This is a genomic window from Demequina salsinemoris, assembly GCF_000974805.1.
GTDB classification, from domain to species: domain Bacteria; phylum Actinomycetota; class Actinomycetes; order Actinomycetales; family Demequinaceae; genus Demequina; species Demequina salsinemoris.
In genome coordinates this window covers 733,413-751,786 of sequence record NZ_BBQZ01000001.1, presented here as the reverse complement: position 1 = coordinate 751,786, position 18,374 = coordinate 733,413, and the positions used below count along the sequence as shown (strand labels likewise).

Below are 18,374 nucleotides of genomic sequence, written 5' to 3'. Positions count from 1 at the left end.
CCCCCCGGTATCAGTCGAAAAGCAGAACAATCGCCCCACTCACGATGTTCAGTACCAAGAAGGCTCCCACGATCACCGTGCCTACGACCAGAGGGGTTCGCGAGCCCGGCTGCCCGCTCGCACGTCGCGTGAGACGCCGCGTGACCAGCAGCGGCAGGCACATCACGACGGCCGCGCCGAGGAGCGCGAGGACCATCACCCACCACGGAGCCTCGGTCGCGACGACGTCATAGCCCAACAGCGCTGGTATCCCCTCACCCACCAGGAACGCGACGACACCCGCGACCGGGATGAGCGCGAGCGACCACCACGCCTTGGCGAGCGCCGACGTGGCGCGGAGCTCGCTCCTGGTCGGCATCGTGGGGGCCGACTCCCCCTCCGGCTCTGCCTGATCGGGCTCGAGGCCCGCGCTCTCGTCGCCCTCGTCACCGCTCACCCGCTCAGGCTAGATCCGGGAGGCTCCGCTCGCGCGCCGTGCGAGAATCTCCGCCATGCCTGTGGTCTCCGAACGCGTGTCCGAGCGCATCTCCGAGGACTTCGGCGCCTCGGCGCCGCAGATCCTGAGCGCCCTCGAGCGGCTGAACCTCGACGTCCACACGGACGCCGAGCGCGTTCAGGCCGCGGTCCTGCTGGTCGCGAAGGGCAGCAGGACGATGCTCGACGACGCGCTCGAGCACGCGGAGTCCGACTGGCGGGACCTGCTGGACCGTGCGGGGCTCGCGAGCGCGGATTGGCGCGACCGCCTCGATGACGAGCTGGGCCCGACGGACGCGAAGCCCACGCCCGGCCGCTAGCTACAGCACCCGGCGGATCGAGGTCGGAGTCTCGTAGACGTTGCGCTCCTGCACATAGCTGCCGCGGTGAGGGGCGTCGATCATCTTGCCGTCGCCGATGTAGATGCCGATGTGCGAGCCGTTGTCGAAGACGAGCAGATCGCCGGCCTTGGCGTCGTCCAAGGAGTCGATCTCGGTGCCGATCTTCCCCTGGTCGCGGGCCACGCGCGGGATCCCGTCCACGCCGATGTCGGCCAGGGAACGAAGGACGAGGCCCGAGCAGTCGAGACCGCCCTCGGACAGCGACTCGCCGCCCCACACGTACTTGACGCCCAGGTACTCGCGCGCGGCGTCGACCAGGTCCTGACCGGTCGTCTGCGACGAGGATGAGACCTTGTCCGCGACGCCGCTGAGAGCGTCGATGGCGCTCGAGGCGGTCGAGGCCGCGGTGGTCGCGGCCGAGGTCGCCGCGGTGGCGGCAGAGGAGACGGCGTTCGAGAACATCCCGAGCAGCGAGGACGATGCGGCGGTCACCCCGGTCGTGAAGCTGCCGCCGCCGAGCATCGCGGTGAGGCTCGAGGAGAGGCTCGAAGAGGCGGACGAGCCGCTTCCGGAGAAGGCGCCGAGCGCGCTCTCGTACTCCGAGGCGAAGTCGGTGTCAGCGCTGCCGTCGGTCGAATCGCTGGCCACGGTCGCCTGGTCGGGCGCCACGAGGCTGGTGATCTGGGCGATGCGGGCCTGCATCGTCGAGACTGCGTCGACAGACATGCACACTCCTTCAAGTGCTCAAGGGGTGGCCGATCCGTGGCGCGCTGAGGAGCGATCCGTGCTCAGGGGCCCTATCGGCACGGTCCACGCAGATGTAAGCGGTGACATCAGGTGACAGATCACGAATCTGTGACGTACGTCCCTGGAACGGCGCCCAGTCATTCAAGACACTGGTAGCACGCAGCCGCTCTACCGGAGAGTCGGTGCGACCGACCAAGGAGTACAGAATGAGCCACCAGGACCACTACAACGACGTGATGGGCGGAATCGGCGCACTCGGCAAGGAGATCCCCGGGACCGTCAACGCCTTCTTCAAGCTGCACCACGAGGCGCTCGCCGACGGCGCGCTTCCCAAGGCGACCAAGGAGCTGCTGGCGCTGGCCATCGGCATCGCCGTCCGCTGCGGTGGCTGCATCACCTGCCACGTGAAGGACGCCCTCGACTCGGGCGCCACGCCCGAGCAGGTCTACGAGACCATCGGCGTCGCGATCCTCATGGGCGGCGGCCCCTCGGCCGTGTACGGCGCCGAGGCCGCGAAGGCCGTTGAGTCGTTCGCAGGCGTTCCCGCCTGATCGTCTTCCCTGACACTCTCTCAGCGAAAGCCCGGACCGACAGATGTCGGTCCGGGCTTTCGTGCGTCCGCGTCGGGCTCCCGGAGGGCAGAGGCGCGGACAAAGGTCCCTTGGAGAACCGGTTCACCTGTCTCACACTTGACGAGTAAGTCCCGCTTCCCGAGTGTGGGACTCGTCGATTGGAGCCTCCGCAATGGCACACCAGGAGCACTGCACCGACGTCATGGCCGGGATCTGGGATCTCCGGGGCGAGCTGCCGGCGACCGCCGATGCCGCCTTCGAGCTTCACCGTGCCACACTCGCCGGCGGTGCTCTGCCGAGGGCCAGCAAGGCGCTGATGGCGCTCGCGATCAGCATCGCGTCGAGGTGCGTCGGCTGCATCACCTGCCATGTGGAGGGTGCACTCGACTCGGGCGCCACTCCTGAGCAGGTCCACGAGGCCATCGGCGTGGCGATCCTCATGGGCGGTGGCCCGTCGGCCACGTACGGCGCGGAGGCGGCCAAGGCGGTCCAGGAGTACGTCCGCACCCACGCCTGACCTCACGCCCAGGCGTAGACGAAAGCCCCGGTCTGCTCGACCGGGGCTTTCGCGCTCTCAGTGCTAGGGGCGCATCTGGTCGCTGGTCGGGCGCTCGTTCATGACGCCGGGCAGGAGCTCGACGAAGCACAGGCCCACACGCTCGCCTGCGAGGTTGCGGACCTCGCAGAGCTGCTCGTAGTAGGCGATGTTGAGCTGGCCGTCGGTCATCGGAGTGATGACGTACTTCTGGTCCTTGAGGCCGGGGACCTCAAGCGTCCATGCGGCGGAGAACTGCATGCCGTTCGCGGTGACGAACTTGGTGGGGGTGATCGTGTAGTCGTTCAGGCGCTGCGCGGCGCCCTCGGCGGGGATGTAGGTGCCGTCCTTGTAGTCGCTCTGCGGGAACGAGAAGAGCATCATCTCCTCGTCGTCGTCGAACCGCAGCGAGAACCACTCCCAGTGGGTCTCGCGGCGGAACTCCGAGTACGGTCCGCCCTGCTTGTCGAACCACGACTTGCCGACGACCTTGAGCTCCTTGCCATCGATCGTGATGGTGCCGGTCGTGGGCATGTTCGGGTACGAGTAGTAGATGGTGGTCTCGTTGTCCTCAGGCAGTGCCATGCGGAGGACGCCGTCCTCGCAGTGCCAGTAGGCGCCCTTGCCGTAGTCGAGCGTCAGGTCGAACGACCAGTCGTCGTCGCTGCCGAAGACCTTCATCGAGTGCGGCCCCTTCACGGCGCCGGCCTTGGAGCCCCACTGGGCGGTGGTGTCGGTGATGAGGACGGGGTCGGCCACCGGGGACATCTCCTGGCCGTAGTGGTGCGCTCCGGTCTGGATGTCGGTGAGCGCGAGCATGAGCACCCAGAACTCCTGGCCGGGAAGGCGGCGCTTGGCGAGCGTGTACTGGTACGAGTAGAGGTTGTCGTCATCGTCGTGCAGGTAGCCGGTGGCGTACCACCACTCGGAGATGTCGGTGTGGGGGGCCCACTCGGCGGCGAAGTCGCCGTGATCGGTCGTGCGGTACTGGATCGGGTCGATGCTGAACATGGTCCAGCTCCTTTCATGGTGGTGATGGTGCGGCGTCAGCGCCGCTTCGGGGCTGCCGGGCCGTCGGTCGTGGGGGTGCGGCCGACGGCCCGGACGGGCTGTCAGGCCGCGAGAATCTCGGCGGGGTCGTGGTCGACGAGGCGCATCTTCTTAGGCAGGAGCAGCGCGGCGAGGATTCCGAGCACCGCGACTCCGGCGCAGATCCAGAAGCCGAGGGTGAAGGCGTGGTCGGTGGGGATTCCCAGCTCGGTGGTGTTGCTCGAGACGATGGCGGCGATCACGGCGGTGCCGATCGAGCCACCGATCGTGCGGACGATCGAGTTGACGGAGGTGGCCTCGCCGGTCTGCTCGGGCGGGACGGAGTCGATGATCGCGTTGGACATCGCGGCGAGCGCGAGGGCGAAGCCGATGCCGGTGAGCAGATTCGAGGTGATGATCTGCCACATCGCGCCGTGGCCGAGCGCGGGGAGCGCGAACGCGGCGGCCGTGACGACCGCTCCGATCAGGAGCGGGAGCCTGGGTCCGAAGCGCTTGGCGAGCGTGCCCGAGAGCGGGCCGAACAGCAGCATCATCACGGTGGTGGGCAGCAGGAACAGTCCCGCCTCGGTGATGGTCTTGCCGAAGCCGTAGCCGGTCTCGGCGGGAAGCTCGAGCAGAGCGGGCACCAGGAGGAACGAGCCGAACATCCCGAAGCCGACGGCGAGACCGACGACATTGGTGGTCCACACGCCGCGGCGGGCGAGCAGCCTCATGTCGATCAAGGGTTCCTTGGTGTGAAGCTCGACGAGCACGAAGACCACCATGACGACGGCGCCGAGTCCGGCGAGGCCGAGTGTCATGGCCGAGGTCCAGCCCCAGGCGCTTCCCTTGCTGATGGCGAGCAGGAGGCTCACGAGCGAGATCGCCAGGAGCGCGGTGCCGCCGAAGTCGAGCCGACCGGGCTTCATCACGGGGGACTCGGGGATCCAGATCGCGGTGCCGATCAGGGCGAGGACGACAACGACGAGCGGGATCCAGAAGAGCCAGTGCCAGCTCAGGTGCTCAACGATGGGCCCGGCAGTCACGATGCCGATGCCGGCGCCGATGCCCGAGACCGCGGAGAGGCCTCCGACGGTCACGCCGACGCGCTCCTCGGGGAGCTCATCGCGGACGATGCCGATCGACAGGGGCAGGATCGCGCCTGCGGCGCCTTGGAGGGCGCGGCCGATGATGAGGACCGGCAGCGAGGTGGCGAGGGCCGAGACGGCGATGCCGGCGGCGAGCAGCGCGAGCACGATCAGCAGGACTCGTCGCTTGCCGATCATGTCGCCGAGCCGCCCGAGGATCGGGGTGAGGACCGAGGCCGACAGCAGGAAGGCGGTGAGCATCCAGCTGGCGGTGCTCGTGTCGGTGCCCATGTCGGTCGCGATGGCGGACAGCGCGGGGGCGACGGAGGACTGGAGGACGGCGAAGCCTGTGCCCGCGAGGGCGAGCAGGGTGACGATGAGGGCCGGCTTCGAGGCGCGACGTGCGCGCCGAGCGCGGCGGGGGGAGGACTCGGGGGCCTCCGTGGTCTGCGTGGGGACGCTCATGGTATCTCCTCTTAAGTAAACGAGCGATTACATACAATGTAGACCCCCACGATCACACATGTCAACGTATGATTACTTGCATGAGCGATACGTCACAGGAAACGAAGCCGGAGCAGGGTCGCCCGCGGCGCCGCGACGCCGCCGCTACCAGGCAGCTTCTTCTGGATGCAGCAATGCGCAGGTTCGCGACCGACGGCTACGACACCACCGCCACGCGACAGATCGCGAACGATGCGGGCGTGAACGTCGCGCTCATCGCGCGCTACTTCGGGTCCAAGGAAGGACTGTTCGAGCACTGTGTGCGCGAGGCTGCGGCCGTGGTGGGCCGCGCGGCGTCGGCCGTCGACGAGGGCGAGGGCTCAGCGGGCCAGATCTCACGCATCTCCGACGCCATCAGCAGGCTCTCCGCGGGAGTCGGCTCCGGCAGCGCGACGCACGCGCTGCTGCTACTGCTGCGCTCCTCGGGCGACCCGGAAGCGGAGCGCATGCGGGTCTCGGTGCTCAGCGGCTTCGCCGAACGGCTCGCCGAGGTCGGAGAGGGCTCGGATCCGGAGGCGCGCCTGTTCCGGGCGCAGGTACTGCTCGCCACCTCGGTCGGCATCGCGATCCTGCGCAGCGCCGACGGACTCGAGCCGCTCGGATCTGCCACCCGCGAGCAGCTCGCGGGCCCCGTGAGCGAGGTGGCGGCAGCGCTGCTCGCCTCCTCGCGCTGATCGACCTCCCCTTGCGATCGTGCTGGTCGCCGGGGTGAGGGCCGGGGCGGAAGACCCGACCCTCCCTCCTGCCGCTAGGAGGCGGCCGGCGCCGGATCGATCGCGGTGTAGGTCGGCTCCGCGGCCGACTTGTTCCTCACGAGGACGAGCGCCAGGAATGCGACATGGATTGCGCTGACGACGAGCGCCGGCACATAGGCGACCGTGGTACCCATCGCGAAGGCGTAGACGATGTCGAAGAGGTGCAGAGCAATCGGCACTCCGAAGATCACCCAGCCATTGCCCCGAAGGTCGATCTTCGTGCGGCTTCGCCAGAACACCGCCAGCAGGATGATCGCCAGAGCGTAGTTGAAGCAGAGCATGACAAGCTGGGGCGCAGCCGATCCCTCGCCCGTCTCGATGCTGCCCCACCCGAAGAGCAGGAACCGCGTCAGAGGCGTCGCGATCAGCACGACGTTGAGCACGCCCGCGAGGATCGGATAGGTGAACCCGACGACGTTGTTATCGAACTTCGAGTGGAGCCAGCGGCCGACAAGGACCCACGCCGTGAACCACACCATGAGGTACATCCATCCGCTGAAGTTGTACCAGGGGATGTCGAAGAACCCGCCGTCGTACCCGGGGTTGCTCCAGTTCCACTGGCCGGACAGTCCGCCGTCGCCAAAGGCCCCGGGATAGAGGCCCTCCACCTTCGCCGCGACGTCAGCTGAGAGCGCGTACCGGTCGAACACGGCGGACGGGTCGACCGTCATGTCCTGGATCGAGCCGAAGAGTCCCACCACGAGAGGAACGGCCCAGAGTCGCTTCACGAGTCGCAGTGCCAGGTTGAAGGCCGCGTACCAGATCGCGGCCTCGAGGAACAGGATCTCGAGCGGGACGCCACCCACCATGAGAACGCGGCGCACGTCGTAGTAGTAGGTGTGGGCCTGGAAGACGCCGACGTTCTCGAACAGGGCAGCCCCCACCACGAAGCCGAAGAGCTCGAGGATCCTGATGAATGGCTTGGACTGTTTGGTCGCGTGGTACATGCACGCGAAGAAGACGATGACTGCGAAGAGTTCTGTGAGGACCCAGCTGATGGGCGATCCGAAGAGCATTCGCGACTCCAATCCTTGTGGTCGTGCCCCTGCCGCCGTGGTGCCGAGGCCTTGACCATGGATTGCGGCTGTCGCAGTCGCAGGGGTGCATGAATATAGCCAAACGGCTATGTCGATGCAATGTAGCCGAACGGCTAAAAGATTTGCAAGCCGATTGGCTATAATTCACACGACGATGCGGGAAGGGCGGCCGGTGGCGAGGAAGTACACCCCACGGGGCGAGACGCGCGGTCGGGTTCTCGACTCCGCGCTCGCGCTGTTCGCTGAGCATGGATTCAGCGGCACCAGCCTGCAGATGATCGCCGACCACGTCGGAGTCTCGAAGGCGACTGTCTACCAGCAGTTCCGCACCAAGGAGGAGATGCTGCTCGCCCTCATGGAGCCTGCGATGGAAAGGCTGGCGGAGGGCGTTGAGGCCGCCGAGGCCGAGGGTGACCGCCGGGTCCAGGTGAGCGACATGTTCGACGGGATCATCGATCTGGTGCTCGAGTTCCGGCTGCGAGTCGGGCTGCTCCGCGCGGACCCAGGCACACAGGCGATCGTCGATCGCCATCCAGAGATGTCATCGCTCGTCGCGCGGCTTCGGTCCGTCCTCCTGGGGCCTGATCCTTCCTTGGAGGATCGCGTCACGATGGCAGTCATGGGAGCGGGAATCATGGCGGTCGGCGCGGATTCGACTCTCTTCGACATGGCTGAAGACGACATCCGTCGCGAGATGCGCGCCGTAGTCGATCGAGCGATAGGTGCAAGGGAGCCCTAGCGGAGGCTCGGCGCTGCCTGTCGGCTAGGCATCGTCTCAGGAGTGCCGGTCACAGAAGTCAGTCGGTGCACACGGCACGTGCTCGGACGTTCCGACAAGTGCGCGTGCTCAGAGCGTCTGCTCCTGCGGGTGGGTCGCGAGTGGCTCCACGGTCACGTCGAGCCACGGCGCCATCGGCAGCGACATGAGCGCCGCGTGCAGAGCGGTGGCGTCGGCCGCCTCGTAGAGCCCGATCGTGGCGTTGCGGCCCGGAACCCGCCACAGCCTCTTGAGCATGCCCTCCGCGCGCAGCTCGACGGCGCGAGCGCGCTCGGCGCTCCTCAGCTCCTCGCGCCTCTCGGATGGAGTGTCGGCGGGGAGGCGGTTCTCCGACCGCACCAGGAACTCCATGTCAGCCCACCGTGCTCGGCTGAGTGGCGGGAACATGACCTTGAGCGGGCGCTCGGGGCGACGCGATCGCGACCAGGAGCTCAGCGAGCTCCTGCGGCGCGGTCACCATCGCCTCATGCCCCGTCTCGAGCTCGTGCACGGGCCAACCGAGCGCTCGCGCTCTATCGGCATGACCGCGGAAGGCGCGCATCCAGGACACGCACTCGATGTACTGCGCGGGCACCCGATCCAGGTCGCTGCCGAGCAGGAGCGGATCGGTGTAGGTCTTCCACGGATGGGGCGTGAGGCGAGGCGACAGCCAGTCGCGATCGGTCGGGTCCTTGACTCCGAGCACGGTCAGATCCCGTACGGGAACGAGCCACCCGAAGCCGCGCTCCTCCACCGACTCCGCCCAGTGGTGCGCGATCGTCTCCGGGAGCAGCGCTCGTGCCGAGGTCCCGTCCTGTCCGACGAATGCGTCGAGATAGACGCGGGTCGAGATCCGGTCGGGGCGTCGATCCGCGACGGCGCTGATGATCTGGCCGGCGTAGCTGTGGCCGACCAGCACGATGTCCGACGGCCCGACGACGTCGATGAGCCGCACGATGTCCTCGATGTGCGTCTCCAGCCCTACCAGCGGCGAGAGCAGGTGGCTTCTCTCGGACAGGCCTGTGAGCGTCGGGGCATGGACCTCGTGGCCGGCTTCGCGCAGTCGTGACGAGACGCGATCCCAGCACCATCCACCGTGCCATGCCCCGTGGACGAGGATGAATGTCGTCACGGCCACCTCCCCGTTGAGACTTGTGTGCCAGCCTGTTGACTTCGGTGGTCGTGGTCGACACGGCGCACCGGTTGTCGCCAATATTGGTAACACATGGGGCGGCTCTTGGTCGAGGTCGTCGTCAATTCCTGCACGCCGGGCCCCCGGGCGTGCGAGCGACGGGACAGCCGGCGGTCAGTAGCCTTCGACCGTCGCCAACTCCTCGCGGACCCGCCCGAGGATCCCCCTGAGCCACGTGAGCCCGCTGTCGCGCTGGCGAGAGGGGTGCCAGAAGGCGTGCTCGGTGAACCCTTCGCCCTCGAACGGCGTCTCGACCACCGTGAACTCGTCGGAAGAGCATGCACTCTCGGCAAGTGATCGGGGCACGAGCGCCCAATGCGAGCCCTGTCGGAGCATGTCGGGCATCGCGAGGTAGGAGTGCACCGACGCGTGGGGCGGCGCCGCGGCGAGCGCGAGGTGGGCGTCTACCCCAGCAAGCGGTCGCAGCTGGTTGCGCGGACCGAGTTGGGCGTGGACCTGAGGGGCGCTCCTCAGGTCCTTGACAGTGAGCTGGGGGCGTCGCGCGAGCGGGTGCTCGCTCGCCATCACGACGACGAAGTCGTCCTCGAACACAGGCAGGGACGCGCTCGTGTAGGCCGGCAGGTAGACGACGGGCAGCACCAGGATGTCGCTCTGCAGAAGGGCGCCATCGGGATCCTTCACGAAGGTGGTCGGCGTCGGCTCGAAGGAGACCCCGACGTGAGGCGCCTCCTCCCGCAGCAGGCCCATCAGCACCGGGCCGATACGGGTGAGCGAGTAGTCGGACAGCGCGATGGAGAACACGCGTTCGGAGGTCCTCGGGTCGAACTCGACACCCGCGGAGAACAGCACGCTCGCCGAGTCGTAGGCGGCACGAGCCGCGGGTCGCAGGCTCTCGGCGAACGGGGTGAGTTGAAGCTCGTTGCCCACCCGCACGAGCAGCTCGTCGCCGAAGTAGCCGCGCAGGCGCCTGAGGACGCCGCTCATCGCGGACTGGCCGATGTGCAGCCGCGCGCCCGCGTTGGTCACGTGGCGTTCCTCGAGCAGCGCGTTGAGCGCAACGAGCAGATTCAGGTCGATCGATTCGAGCCGGGCAACCACACTGTCCCCCTTCAGTTGCGGGGAGCCTAGCAGTCGGTGATAGCGGCCATCGCGGACAACTGTTTCCGCGCCGCGCCGCGAGTTTCTACGGTGGGTCTATCGCCGCGCAGCGTCGCGCGGCCAGAGCCGATCTCGATGGCGACCGGAGCCGTCGGGCGCTCGACGTCAGGAGGTCCCCGTGACGCGCATCCACAGCCTGGGCTACGTAGGCTTCCAGTCCCCGCAGGTCGCCGAGTGGCTCCCCTTCGCGAACGACGTCTTCGGCCTCGAGTGCGACCTCGACGAGTCGGGGGCCGCGCAGATCCGGTGGGACGACCGCATGTACCGCATGCGCATCGTCCCCGGCGAGGACGACCGCCTGCTCTACCTGGGATGGGAGACGGGGAACCGGCTCGACTTCGCGGCCGTCATCGAGGACCTGCGGGTCAAGGGCGTCGAGGTGGTCGACGAGTCCCCCGAGCTCGCGGACGAGCGGAGGGTGTCGGCGCTCGCGTCGTTCTCCGACCCGTTCGGCGTGCGTCACGAGGTCTTCTACGGCCAGGGGCATATGGACCGCACCTTCCGGGGGCAGCGCGCCACCTCGTCGTTCATCACGGGCGACCAGGGGCTCGGACACGCCGTGCTCATCGTCCCCGACATGGAGGAGGCGAGCCGCTTCTACGAGGACACCTTGGGGTTCAAGTGCAGCGACGTCGTCGACGTCGGGCTCGGGCCGATGGCGTTCTTGCGCTGCAACCCGCGCCACCACAGCCTCGCGATCTGGGGCATCCCAGGCGCGCTCGGCCTCAACCACGTCATGGTCGAGAGCACCGACATCGACGATGTGGGTCGCGCCTACGATCTGGCGCAGCGGAGCGAATACGAGATCAGCGCGAGCCTCGGGCGCCACGCGGGCGACGAGCAGCTGTCGTTCTACACGCGCACCCCCAGCGGCTTCGACCTGGAGTTCGGCGCCGACTCGCTCGTGATCGACGACGACGATGCCTGGACGATGCGCAGGCTGGACAAGCGCTGGGGCAACCGGACCGAGATCTGGGGTCACCAGTTCCGGCCGCTGCCACCGCAGAGCTCCGTGCATCCGTACGCGGCGGAGGCCGTGCGGTGATCGACGTCCACGCGCACCTGTTCTTCGACGAGCTGCTCGGAACCGCCGGAGACCTCGGGCCGGAGATCCGCAAGGTCGGCGAGGGTCGCCACGAGATCGTCATGGGCGGGTACCGCTGGCCGATCGGGCCCAAGTCGAGCCTCGCCGAGACCTCGCTCCAGCGAGTCGACTCGCTCGATGAGGACGGCATCGGCCTGCAGGTGCTGTCGCTGTCGCCGTTGTGGCTGCTGACCCACACCCCGGCCGGGGCGCAGGTGCCGTTCCTGCGCTCCGCGAACACCCTCATGTCCGAGTGGTGCGCCCAGCAGCCCGCGCGGCTCAAGGGGTTCGCGGCGCTCCCGACCACCGACATGGGTGCCGCGATCCGCGAGCTCGAGCACGGCGTGCGTGAGCTCGGGCTGGTCGGCGGCTACGTCGGCACGGATGCGCGCGCCTCGCTCGACCACCCGGACATGGACGACCTGTATCAGGCGTGCGTGGACCTCGACGTGCCGCTCTTCGTCCACTCGACCGTGCCCGGCGTCGACGGGCCTCCGGGCGACCCGCGGCTGGACCGCTTCGACTGGCATGTGACGCTCGGCTACCCGCACGAGGAGACGCTGGCCGTCGCCTCGCTGCTGTTCGGCAAGGTGCTGCTGCGCCACCCGGACCTCGACGTGTACGTCAGCCACGGCGGCGGAAGCATCGCCTTCCAGCACGGTCGGCTCCGGAAGTTCGCGAGCCTTCCCCGCTCTCCGATCACGGTGGAGGAGTTCGACGCCCAGTTCTCGAGGCTGTGGTTCGACACCCACGTCAACTCGCACGATTCGCTCGCGCTGCTGCGCTCGGTGGCGAACCCGGGCCGCCTTGTGTTCGGCACCAACTACCGCGGCTGGGACTCGGGCGGCGTGGACGAGGTGACGGCGCTCGCGGACGACGTGGTGCGCAATGCCGGAACTCTGCTGCGCGCACCGGCGCCGGTGGTCACGACGATGGAGGGACGACGATGAAGGTCGCACGCTGGCAGCGCCTCGACGGCACGATCGAGGCAGGCTTCGTCCACGATGGGCACGTCATCCCGCTTCCCGACGGCAGGCCCGTCGACGCACTGATCGTGGCGGGTCTTCCCACCGCGCTCGCGTTGGGCCGCGAACTGATCGAGGCCGACGAACGCGGCGGATGGCGCCCGCTCGACACGGTGCGGCTGCTGCCTCCCGTGGTGCCGAGCAGCGTCCGCGACTTCGTGACGTTCGAGGAGCACGTGGAGGGCATGGTCAAGCTCTCGAATCCGGACGCGCGGGTCTCCGACGCCTGGTACGACGCCCCGACGTTCTACTTCACCAACCCCCACACGATGATCGGGACGAACCAGTCCGTGGTGCCGCCACGGTGCGCGGAGCTCGACTTCGAGCTCGAGGTCGCGGTCGTGATCGGCGCGCGACGCGAGTGCGACGGGCGCAACCTCACCGTGGAGCGAGCCGAGGAGCAGATCTTCGGTTACGCGATCTTCAACGACTGGAGCGCGCGCGACCTCCAGGCCAGGGAGATGCAAGTCTCGCTCGGCCCGTGCAAGGGCAAGGACTTCGCGTCGACGCTCGGTCCGTGGATCGTGACTGCGGACGAGATGGCGGCGCGGCGCGACGAACGCGGCTTCCTCGACGTGGAGGTCTCCGTGGACATCAACGGCGAGCGCTTCGGTGGCGACAACCTGACGCACATGGCGTGGACGTTCCCCGAGATGATCGCCTACGCGTCGCGCGACTCGCGCGTCGCGCCGGGCGACGTGCTGGCCTCCGGCACCACGGCGCGCGGCTGCCTCGCCGAGACGTGGGGACGCTCCGGCAGGGTGGACCCGCCCGCGCTGAAGGCGGGCGACACGGTACGCATCGTCGTCGACGGGATCGGCGAGATCGTGAACACCGTCGCCCCGCCGCGCGACTCCCAGGTGGCGATCCCCGCGGCTCGCCGCCGCATCGTCCGCTCCGCCTAGCCCCCGCTCCTCCCCCGGCGTGTGGCGCCCGCAGCCCCGTCAGGGCTGCGGGCGCCAGACGTCTTACAGCGGCTGGGCGAGCAGCTCGCTGACCTCCGTCATGAGCTCTGCGGTCTCTCGGTTGCGGTCGGCCTCGCGGCGCCACTCGGCGATCTGAAGCGAGCTCTCGATCACGACCTGAGCGCGGTGCCGGCGGCGGGCGTAGAACTCGTCCCAGAGCGACGCGTCGATCGCCGGCCTGCTCGCGAGCAGCCCCGACAGCACGACGGCGTCCTCGAGACCCTGGGCCGCGCCCTGTGCCAGGGTGGGCGGGCAGCTGTGGGCGGCGTCGCCGATGAGGACGATGCGGCCGCGGTGCCAGTCCCCCGGCACGGAGAAGAAGCTCATCCGCGTGTAGTTGACGCGCGAGGCGTCGGTGAGGTTGTTCACGATCGAGTCCCACGGGCCGTGGTACTGCGCGGCCAGCTCGCGCATCTGGGCGAGCATCTGCTCGGGTGTGAGACCGGAGCGGTCCTGGTAGTCGTCGACGATGTAGGCGTACATCGTGTCGGGGCCCGTCGGCGAGTAGCCCGCGTAGTACGCGGCGCCTCCGTAGAAGAGCTCCGTGCAGGTGACGCCCGGGGCGAGCGGGACGAAGGTGCGCCAGACGCCGAAGTCGAGCATCTCGGGCACGGCCTCGATCCCCATGAGAGAGCGCACGGACGAGTGCAGACCGTCGGCGCCGATCAGGAGGTCGGACGTGAGGGTGAGCCCCGACCGCGTCACCGCCGTCACGCCTTCGGCGTCCTGACGCACCTCCACGACGCGCTCGAGCTCGTGCACGACCACGCCGAGACTGTCGGCGCGCTCGCGAAGGATGCGGGCGAGGTCCGGCCGGTACATGCCAGCGGCGGCCGGGTACTCGTCGCCGCCGGCGCGATGCGCGTCGACCCTGAACAGCTCGGTGCCGTGCGCGTCGGGCGCGCGCAACACGAGCCCATCGAAGACCGAGGCCGCGTGCTGCACCTCCGCCCAGACGCCCACGCGGTCCAGCATCCGCAGCGCGTTGCCCTGCAGGCTGATCCCCGAGCCGACGGGTTCGGAGGTGCGGTACGCCTCGAGCACCTCGACGTGAATCCCGGCCTCCGCGAGCAGCGACGCTGCGGCGAGCCCGGTGATCCCGCCCCCGACGATCGTGACGGAGTTGACGGCGTTCATCGTTCCTGACCTCCTGAGGAGTTCTCGAGCGCGCCGGGGACCCCTGAAGGTCGATCGGCGACGTTGCGGATCGGGTTCACTCTACGAAGGCGGGACCGGGTGGCGGAAACAGTGGCGCGAGATACCGGCCATGCGCGGCCACGATAGGGAGTGCTCACAGCAGTGCGATCGGGTTCACGGGAGAGCCGACCGCGCCGGTGATGCGCAGCGGCGCGGCGGTGAGGAGGAACTCGTAGCGCGCCTCTGCTGCGCAGGCCTCGGCGAGGGCGTCGAGGTCCCACATCTCGCCGATCGTGAGCCCCATGTGGGGGATCACGACCTGGTGCAGGGGCTGGAAGGCGTCGTGGAACTCGTTGGGGCGGACCTCGAATCCCCAGGTGTCGGTCGCGATCGCGGCGATGTCGTGCTCGCGCAGCCACGGGGCGGTGGTGAACGACATGCCAGGAGCAGGGCCGCCGGCGTACTCGCCCCAGCCCTCGCGCTTGGCGCGCGCGAGCTGGCCGGTGCGGACCAGGACGATGTCCCCCGCGCCGACGGCGCTCGTCTCACCTTGGGCGTCGATGCAGGAGTCGAGGTCGTCGACGGTGATGGCGTAGCCGTCATCGAGCTCGCCGGCAGCGGGGTTGAGGTGTCGCCCCAGGTCGAGCAGGACCGCGCGACCGGCGACGAGAGATGCGGCGTGCTCGATGCCCGTGACGAGGTCGCCGTCGGAGGTGACGACGTCGCCCGCCCGTCGTCCGTTCCACGCGACGCCGTGGTCGAAGATGTGGCCCAGCCCGTCCCACTGGGTCGAGCACTGCAGCGGCATAGCGATCACATCGTCGGCGCCGCCGATGCCATGGGGGAAGCCCTGGCTGCCGCGCTCCGCGTCGGTGCCGGTGTCGAGCATCGTGTGGACCGGGTTCGTGCGCCGACGCCAGCCCCGCTGGGGGCCGTTCATGTCGAAGGGCAGGGACAGGGAGATGCTGCGCCCGGTGTGGACGAGCGAGGCCGCACGCAGGCGTGCCGCCTCGTCGACGAGATTCAGCGTGCCGACGGCATCGTCCTGGCCCCAGCGCCCCCAGTTGGACACGGCGCTTGCCATCGCGGCGATGGCGGCCTCGGGGGCGCTCGGATCGAGCCGTGCGGATGTGACGGTCATGTCTCTCCCTCGCGACGCTTCGTTGCGTCCGGTCCCAGTCAAGCCCACGTCGAGTCGTCAGCAAAGGCCGAGTGTGCGATAGCGGCTATTCATGTCTCCGATGGAGGCCAGCGTCTCCGCCTCGGGGCCCGCGCGGGCCGCCGCGGTATCGCGCGTGTCGATGACCGCCATCGGAACATTCCTCTGTGCCGACGGCGGCGGCGTTCCTAGGGTGAAGGCGTACGCAACGGCGCGATCCGGCTGGAGTCCCCCATGTTCATGTACTTCCCGACCAACTACGTGTGGAGCATGGCCGCGGTAGCCGCGCTCAACAACGGCGGCCTGATCGACGAGGTGGACCGGGCCTGCAAGCCCGTGCTTGAGGCATCCCGCAACGGCGACGACGTGGGCACCGAACTGCTGTACTCCTCGTGGGCAGCGGTCGCGGACCGCCTGGTCGCCTCCGCCGAGCAGGATGAGGCGAAGGGCCGGATCATCAACGCCGGCGAGAAGCTCTACCGCGCGAGCCTGTACCTCTCCCAGGCCGAGCGCCTCCAGTCGCCTCAGTGGGCGGGGCGCAAGGCGGCCTATCAGCGTTCGATCGACCTGCTGCTCAAGCACGTCGCACTGTCCGGCGCCCGCTTCGAGACGGTCGAGATCCCGTACGGCGACGCGAGCCTGCCTGGCTACCTCATGCACGCGGATCCGTCCGCCGTGGCGCCCGGCGAGAAGCCACCCGTGGTCATCCAGTGGAACGGCCTGGATTCGACCAAGGAGATGATGTACTACTCGCAGTTCCCGCAGATGCTCGCGCGTCGTGGCATCTCGACCCTCATGGTCGACACCCCCGGCTCTGGCGAGGCGCTCAGGATGCGCGGCCTCACGGCGCGCTACGACACCGAGGTGTGGGCGTCCGCGTGTGTCGACTATCTGGAGACCAGGGACGATGTCGACGCTGGCCGGGCGGGCATCGTCGGGTGGTCGCTCGGCGGGTATTACGCGCCACGTGCGGCCGCTTTCGAGAAGCGCCTCACGTTCGTCGTCGCGTGGGGCGCGAACCATGACTGGGCCGCCGTCCAACGCAGGCGCATCGACCGTGAGGGCGAGAACCCCGTGCCGCACTACTGGAAGCACGTGTTCTGGGTCTGGAACGCGACCGATCTCGACGACTTCATGGACAAGACCCGGCACATGCACCTCGACGGTGTCGTCGAGAAGATCTCGGTGCCGTTCCTCATCACGCACGGCGCCAACGACCGCCAGATCCCCGTGGAGATGGCGCATCGTTCCTATGAGCAGGCGGTGGGCAGCCCCAAGCGGGAGCTGAAGATCTTCGACGACCCCGAAGGCGGCACCGAGCACATCTCGATCGACCACTTCGCCTACGTCGCCGCCTACATCGCGGACTGGATCGCCGAGGTCGTGCCGGAGCTGGGGTCCCCCACGGTTGGCGGCGAGGAGCGCACAGCCGTCGGTTCGACGCGGTAGAGCGCCGGCGGCGTCAGCTCGGGCGGACGGTGGTGACTCGCGCGGCCCCGTTGTCGACCGTCCGACCGATGGTGCACAGACGGTCAACCGCGCGCTCGGCAACCTGAATGAGCGACTCGACCTTCTCCGGCTCGAGCGCGCTCAGATCCGTACGCAGCGTGGCGCTGAGCGAGGTGAAGCGGTTCTCGTCGCCGTCGTAGTCACCCGCGATGTCGACGAACGCGTCGAAGTCCTCGCCGAGCCGGCGGGAGAGCGTGTGGTCCATCGACATGCTTGCGCACGCGGCGAGCGCCATCTGGAGCATCTCGCCCGGGGAGAACGTGCCTTCCTCGCCGGGAACCCCGAGCCGCACCTCGGCACCGCGCTCGTTGCGAGCGACGTACGAGCGCGAGCCCGTGCGCTCGAGGTGAAGAGGGGTGCGTGCATCAGTCATGAGGGAGGTCCATCCGGGGTAGAGGTAAGGCTCTGCGTCCGCAGTGCGCCGGTTCAGGCACCCCCTGATAGTATTTTCATCGTGCAACTATTTCAAATCAGAAATACTTGAGGTTGATGAGATGACCGGCGCCTCCGACGAATCCGCAGTGAACGCATGGCTCGCACTCGACCGCCTGCACTGCCTCGTCGCATCTGCCGTCTCCGACGCGCTCGCAGTCCACGACTCCGTGTGCGCGGAGGAGCTCGCGCTCCTGCAACTGCTGCGCGAGGCACACGATGGCCGAATGAGGATGAGTGAGCTCGCGGACGCAGCCCGCACCACGAACAGTCGCGCCACGCGGCTCGTCGATCGCCTCGAGGTCAGGGGGCATGTGGCCCGCGAGGCCTGCGGCGACGACCGGCGGGTGGTGTTCGCACGGCTCACCGAGGAAGGGCGCCGTGCGCTCACCGAGATCGACGCCGCACTTGCGCCCGTCATCCACGAGGCCTTGGCCTCAGTCACGGCCCGGCAGTGGGCCACGGAGCTCTCCAGCACACCCTGACCGAAGCACCGGCACCGCGATAGACCGAAGCACCGGCACCGCGATAGTGTGACAATACGGACACACACGAGGGGGAACTCATGCATCCGGTCGCAAAGCGCTGCCTGTGGTGGGCCGCGGGTCTGGTCGCCGTCGGAGCGCTGTTCATCGCGTTCGGCGCGAATATCGTCTACGGATTCAGCGAGTTCGCTGGCGTGAACGCGCAGCTCGCGGTCTACCCGTTCGCCTTCCTCGCCCAGGTGATCACGAGCTTCGCGATGCCGCTGGCAGCAACGCTCGTCGGTGCGGCGATCGTCATCCAGACCGTCGCGCCCAAGCCCGCCACCGCATCGTCCAGGGAAGAGGAAGCGGACGATACCGAGGAAGCCCTCGATCGCTGACGGGACCGAGCCCACGGTCCCGGTGACGCATCGTCCAGGCGGCACTAG

The 18,374-nt window shown here is 68.4% G+C and carries 22 protein-coding genes; 11 read left to right on the top strand and 11 right to left on the bottom strand.

The window, feature by feature from the left end:
- Positions 1-10: 10 nt before the first annotated feature.
- On the bottom strand, positions 11-436 hold the full coding sequence (locus AOP78_RS03400; protein ID WP_062201553.1) for a heme-copper oxidase family protein: 426 nt from the start codon (positions 434-436) through the stop codon (positions 11-13).
- Between the two features lie 55 nt (positions 437-491).
- On the opposite strand from AOP78_RS03400, the gene AOP78_RS03395 reads away from it, so the two are divergent.
- Positions 492-794: a hypothetical protein gene (locus tag AOP78_RS03395; protein WP_062201551.1), complete on the top strand. Its 303-nt coding sequence runs from the start codon at positions 492-494 to the stop codon at positions 792-794.
- On the opposite strand, the gene AOP78_RS03390 is transcribed toward AOP78_RS03395, so the two are convergent.
- Complete coding sequence (locus AOP78_RS03390; RefSeq protein ID WP_062201549.1) at positions 795-1,541, bottom strand: C40 family peptidase; 747 nt, start codon at positions 1,539-1,541, stop codon at positions 795-797.
- Positions 1,542-1,768: 227 nt separating this feature from the next.
- Between AOP78_RS03390 and AOP78_RS03385 the strand changes: the two genes are divergently transcribed.
- Complete coding sequence (locus AOP78_RS03385) at positions 1,769-2,113, top strand: carboxymuconolactone decarboxylase family protein (RefSeq protein WP_066730229.1); 345 nt, start codon at positions 1,769-1,771, stop codon at positions 2,111-2,113.
- 193 nt (positions 2,114-2,306) lie between these two features.
- Positions 2,307-2,651, top strand: a complete 345-nt coding sequence (locus AOP78_RS03380) for a carboxymuconolactone decarboxylase family protein (protein ID WP_062201546.1) — start codon at positions 2,307-2,309, stop codon at positions 2,649-2,651.
- 63 nt (positions 2,652-2,714) lie between these two features.
- Here AOP78_RS03380 and AOP78_RS03375 read toward each other — a convergent pair whose 3' ends face one another.
- Both AOP78_RS03375 and AOP78_RS03370 read right to left on the bottom strand, forming a co-directional pair.
- Positions 2,715-3,680: a lipocalin-like domain-containing protein gene (locus AOP78_RS03375; RefSeq protein ID WP_062201544.1), complete on the bottom strand. Its 966-nt coding sequence runs from the start codon at positions 3,678-3,680 to the stop codon at positions 2,715-2,717.
- A gap of 101 nt (positions 3,681-3,781) precedes the next feature.
- Positions 3,782-5,251 (bottom strand): MFS transporter, encoded by a 1,470-nt coding sequence (locus tag AOP78_RS03370; protein ID WP_062201542.1) that lies wholly within the window; start codon positions 5,249-5,251, stop codon positions 3,782-3,784.
- Positions 5,252-5,319: 68 nt separating this feature from the next.
- Between AOP78_RS03370 and AOP78_RS03365 the strand changes: the two genes are divergently transcribed.
- Positions 5,320-5,964 (top strand): TetR/AcrR family transcriptional regulator, encoded by a 645-nt coding sequence (locus AOP78_RS03365; RefSeq protein ID WP_369401073.1) that lies wholly within the window; start codon positions 5,320-5,322, stop codon positions 5,962-5,964.
- Positions 5,965-6,038: 74 nt separating this feature from the next.
- On the opposite strand, the gene AOP78_RS03360 is transcribed toward AOP78_RS03365, so the two are convergent.
- Positions 6,039-7,061 (bottom strand): hypothetical protein, encoded by a 1,023-nt coding sequence (locus AOP78_RS03360; protein ID WP_062201538.1) that lies wholly within the window; start codon positions 7,059-7,061, stop codon positions 6,039-6,041.
- Between the two features lie 109 nt (positions 7,062-7,170).
- On the opposite strand from AOP78_RS03360, the gene AOP78_RS03355 reads away from it, so the two are divergent.
- Entirely contained in the window at positions 7,171-7,821 is a 651-nt protein-coding gene (locus AOP78_RS03355; protein WP_083979743.1) for a TetR/AcrR family transcriptional regulator, read from the top strand.
- Positions 7,822-7,929: 108 nt separating this feature from the next.
- On the opposite strand, the gene AOP78_RS03350 is transcribed toward AOP78_RS03355, so the two are convergent.
- The 3 genes from AOP78_RS03350 to AOP78_RS15400 form a co-directional block, all read right to left on the bottom strand.
- A complete protein-coding gene (locus AOP78_RS03350; RefSeq protein ID WP_062201534.1) occupies positions 7,930-8,211 on the bottom strand; it encodes a muconolactone Delta-isomerase family protein in 282 nt (93 codons plus the stop codon).
- A 1-nt stretch (position 8,212) separates the two neighbouring features.
- Positions 8,213-8,971: an alpha/beta fold hydrolase gene (locus tag AOP78_RS03345; protein WP_062201532.1), complete on the bottom strand. Its 759-nt coding sequence runs from the start codon at positions 8,969-8,971 to the stop codon at positions 8,213-8,215.
- Positions 8,972-9,145: 174 nt separating this feature from the next.
- Positions 9,146-10,090 (bottom strand): LysR family transcriptional regulator, encoded by a 945-nt coding sequence (locus AOP78_RS15400; RefSeq protein WP_062201529.1) that lies wholly within the window; start codon positions 10,088-10,090, stop codon positions 9,146-9,148.
- A 178-nt stretch (positions 10,091-10,268) separates the two neighbouring features.
- Here AOP78_RS15400 and AOP78_RS03335 point away from each other — a divergent pair, with 178 nt between their 5' ends.
- Genes AOP78_RS03335 through AOP78_RS03325 form a run of 3 tightly spaced genes read left to right on the top strand, consistent with a single transcriptional unit; the run spans position 10,269 to position 13,164 of the window.
- The gene (locus AOP78_RS03335; protein WP_062201527.1) at positions 10,269-11,195 is read left to right on the top strand and encodes a VOC family protein; all 927 of its coding nucleotides are present in this window, start codon (positions 10,269-10,271) and stop codon (positions 11,193-11,195) included.
- Positions 11,192-12,184 carry an amidohydrolase family protein gene (locus tag AOP78_RS03330; RefSeq protein ID WP_062201525.1) on the top strand — a complete coding sequence of 331 codons (993 nt, stop codon included), beginning with the start codon at positions 11,192-11,194 and terminating at the stop codon, positions 12,182-12,184. The genes AOP78_RS03335 and AOP78_RS03330 overlap by 4 nt, the downstream gene beginning before the upstream one ends.
- Positions 12,181-13,164 (top strand): fumarylacetoacetate hydrolase family protein, encoded by a 984-nt coding sequence (locus AOP78_RS03325; protein ID WP_062201523.1) that lies wholly within the window; start codon positions 12,181-12,183, stop codon positions 13,162-13,164. The genes AOP78_RS03330 and AOP78_RS03325 overlap by 4 nt, the downstream gene beginning before the upstream one ends.
- Positions 13,165-13,227: 63 nt before the next feature.
- Here AOP78_RS03325 and AOP78_RS03320 read toward each other — a convergent pair whose 3' ends face one another.
- Entirely contained in the window at positions 13,228-14,361 is a 1,134-nt protein-coding gene (locus AOP78_RS03320; protein WP_062201520.1) for an FAD-dependent monooxygenase, read from the bottom strand.
- A gap of 154 nt (positions 14,362-14,515) precedes the next feature.
- A complete protein-coding gene (locus AOP78_RS03315; RefSeq protein WP_062201518.1) occupies positions 14,516-15,502 on the bottom strand; it encodes a cyclase family protein in 987 nt (328 codons plus the stop codon).
- Positions 15,503-15,754: 252 nt separating this feature from the next.
- On the opposite strand from AOP78_RS03315, the gene AOP78_RS03310 reads away from it, so the two are divergent.
- Positions 15,755-16,969 (top strand): alpha/beta hydrolase family protein, encoded by a 1,215-nt coding sequence (locus tag AOP78_RS03310; protein WP_062201516.1) that lies wholly within the window; start codon positions 15,755-15,757, stop codon positions 16,967-16,969.
- Between the two features lie 13 nt (positions 16,970-16,982).
- On the opposite strand, the gene AOP78_RS03305 is transcribed toward AOP78_RS03310, so the two are convergent.
- Positions 16,983-17,402 (bottom strand): OsmC family protein, encoded by a 420-nt coding sequence (locus AOP78_RS03305; RefSeq protein WP_062201514.1) that lies wholly within the window; start codon positions 17,400-17,402, stop codon positions 16,983-16,985.
- A gap of 121 nt (positions 17,403-17,523) precedes the next feature.
- Between AOP78_RS03305 and AOP78_RS03300 the strand changes: the two genes are divergently transcribed.
- The gene (locus tag AOP78_RS03300) at positions 17,524-17,946 is read left to right on the top strand and encodes a MarR family winged helix-turn-helix transcriptional regulator (protein WP_062201511.1); all 423 of its coding nucleotides are present in this window, start codon (positions 17,524-17,526) and stop codon (positions 17,944-17,946) included.
- An 80-nt stretch (positions 17,947-18,026) separates the two neighbouring features.
- Positions 18,027-18,326 carry a hypothetical protein gene (locus AOP78_RS03295; RefSeq protein WP_062201509.1) on the top strand — a complete coding sequence of 100 codons (300 nt, stop codon included), beginning with the start codon at positions 18,027-18,029 and terminating at the stop codon, positions 18,324-18,326.
- Positions 18,327-18,374 lie beyond the last annotated feature (48 nt).